At 49.0% G+C, this 1,047-nt stretch carries 2 protein-coding genes; both read right to left on the bottom strand.

All coding sequences use genetic code 11. The annotated features are described in order from the left end of the window. Window positions 1-139 precede the first annotated feature (139 nt). Window positions 140-265, bottom strand: coding sequence for a hypothetical protein (locus ACTHSP_RS20785; protein WP_003684698.1), 126 nt, complete (start codon window positions 263-265; stop codon window positions 140-142). Window positions 266-288: 23 nt separating this feature from the next. After that, on the bottom strand, window positions 289-1,047 hold a 759-nt coding region (locus ACTHSP_RS20780; RefSeq protein ID WP_440346856.1), incomplete at its 5' end, for a GNAT family N-acetyltransferase.

Raw genomic sequence — 1,047 nt, 5'->3', positions numbered from 1 at the left:
GATTGGAGGAGAAAACAGCTGAAAACCCTTGTTTGGATTTCGGCTGTTGGAAGGAAAGGAATTTTGCAAAGGTCTCAAGCTGCAAAAAGGCCGTCTGAAACAGGAAAACCTATTTCAGACGGCCTTGTCATTATATATCTCAACGTTGATGGCTGGTTTCTACACCGGCCTTAATCTCACCATACATTTGCGAGCTGCCTCCGCTGCCTGATGCGCAAGCTGCCAAACTCAGAGTCAAAACAGCTGCGGTCAAAATCTTCAACATTGATTTCTCTCTTTCCACAAAAATTATTTCGGATCGCAACGGAAATGGTAAGCGCAAATTTCAAATCCGTTTTTGAAGTAGAGACGATGCGCACCTGCACGGTCATGGTTCACATGGACATTCAGATGGATTTTGGTCGCACCCGTTTCCGCACCGATTTTGCGTACTTCTTCCAGCAAGCGTGAAGCATAGCCTTTTTGGCGGCATTGAGGCATGGTCACGATGTCGTCAATATGGATATGGTAACCACTGGCCAAGTTGTACGCGGCATGGAAACCGCATACGGCCACGGCATTTTGTTTGCCTTCTTCAAAAATACCCAACAGGCGGTAACCAGTCTTGCGCTGATGCTCGTTGATTTGTTCGACAAAACGGTGGATATCGGTCAAAGAAGAACGCAAAATGCTTAATGCCGCAAAAGCGGTCGCAGTTTCTTCCGGCGGAATTTCACGCAATACGCCGACCACAGGCGCGGCAGCTTGAGGCTCGGGCTGGGTATCGGCCGCTTCCCCACGCTCGGCGGCGTGTTTTTCTTCAATTGCCTGCGCCAACAAAACGCGCTCGACCGGCACTTCGCCCTGCTGCTTGCTTTCCTGCTCTTTGAGTAAGGCTTTGCAGTCAATCACGCGCAAATCGTTATCCGCTGCAAAATCCATCAAGAAACGGAACATTTGCGGATTGTCTTCTTCCAGTTTTTTATCGACTGCCACACAACGGACATTGTCCACCAAAATCGGGCGCACCCAATTCGAATAGGAAAGGCGGTTGTCTTTAGTAAAGGA

Source organism: Neisseria sp. P0001.S005, from assembly GCF_051963715.1.
Note: the sequence above shows the minus strand (reverse complement) of the source record. Positions and strands in the feature narration are given on the sequence as shown.

Excerpts from the sequence above, each read along its gene's own strand:
- ACTHSP_RS20785 (WP_003684698.1), bottom strand. The coding sequence starts at position 265 with ATGTTGAAGATTTTGACCGCAGCTGTTTTGACTCTGAGTTTGGCAGCT.